This is a genomic window from Flavobacterium flabelliforme (genome assembly GCF_017948675.1).
GTDB classification, from domain to species: domain Bacteria; phylum Bacteroidota; class Bacteroidia; order Flavobacteriales; family Flavobacteriaceae; genus Flavobacterium; species Flavobacterium pygoscelis.
Window position 1 is genome coordinate 1 of sequence record NZ_JAGFBU010000020.1, and the last position, 1489, is coordinate 1489.

Here is a 1489-nt window from a genome sequence, read left to right on the forward strand (position 1 = left end):
ACTGGGTTCGCGTCTCCGTAGACTTTGGTTTTATTATCGGCTACCACACTCACGTTGATCGCTTTTGGTGTTACCGTTAATAGCGCGTCTGTTGTGCTTACCGTATAGTTTGGATTACTGCCTAAAGTCACTGCAATTGGATAGCTTCCTACTGCTGAAGTAGTCGTAGCGGTAGTGCTTAACGTATAGTCAATCATATCGCCATTTACCGTTCCAGTTACCACAGCGGTTAATACTGGGTTCGCGTCTCCGTAGACTTTGGTTTTATTATCGGCTACCACACTCACGTTGATCGCTTTTGGTGTTACCGTTAATAGCGCGTCTGTTGTGCTTACGGTGTTACAATTATTTGTTAAAACAACGCGGTAGTTATAACTACTCATCAAAACCGTAGGCTTTGTAATAGTTAAAGTGGATGTTGTTGCATTAGAATAGGTACTATTATTTGAAATATTAGTATATCCTGATCCAGTATTTACTTGCCATTGATATGATGTAACATTATTAGCTACTACTGCAAAATTCGTATCTTCTCCATAAATAATAGTTTTGTTTATGGGCTGTGAAGTTATTGTTATTTTAGGATTAATAGTAACTACTAATGCCTTTAGTGGACTGAAACAAGAACTACTTTTTTCAGAAACATAATAAGTAAATACTCCAGAAACGTTAGTACTAGGTATTAAACTAATTTGAGGAGAGGAAGTTTGTGATTCATAAAAATATAGTGTATTGGAAGAGTCATTAGCTGTTGCAGTTAAGGCTTGAGCAATATCATCTTGACAATATTCAATATCTTTCGTTGTAGGTGTTAAAGGAGTTGCATTGATAGTTAGCATTACCGCTTGCCTTGTTGTACTAGAACAAGTCCCATTAGATGATTCAGCGTAATACGTTTTTGTACCTACACCAGTTAATGTTGGTGATGTAACAATTGTACCACCAGTTGAAGCTGTATACCAAGTAATAGTTCCACCACTTGCTGAAGCTGTTAAGGTTTGATTTGTTGTACCATCATCACATACTGTTTGATTATTAGCTACTGGAGTTGAAGGAACTGCCAACTGTGTTAGGCTTATAACAGTAAAACTATTAGAAGCTGCTGAAATACATCCGGAAGCGTTAGTTGCTTTAACCGTGTAAGCCGTTCCTATCATACCGCCTGTTATGACTCCTGCTGCACTAACAGTTGGTCCTGCAGGTGAAAAATCATAAGTATTGGCTGCATTGTAATTCGTAAGAGTCATACTTCCTGCAGCAGAACAAGTCGCTGCTGTTGTGCTCACTACTGGAGTTACTGGTGTAGCCAACTGTGTTAGGTTTATAACAGTAAAACTATTAGAAGCTGCTGAAATACATCCGGAAGCGTTAGTTGCTTTAACCGTGTAAGCCGTTCCTATCATACCGCCTGTTATGACTCCTGCTGCACTAACAGTTGGTCCTGCAGGTGAAAAATCATAAGTATTGGCTGCATTGTAATTCGTAAGAG

At 38.8% G+C, this 1489-nt stretch carries 1 protein-coding gene; it reads right to left on the reverse strand.

What is annotated here, in order from left to right:
- Positions 1-1489: MBG domain-containing protein (locus J3S90_RS15675; protein WP_317192551.1), on the reverse strand; the 1489-nt coding region annotated here is incomplete at both ends.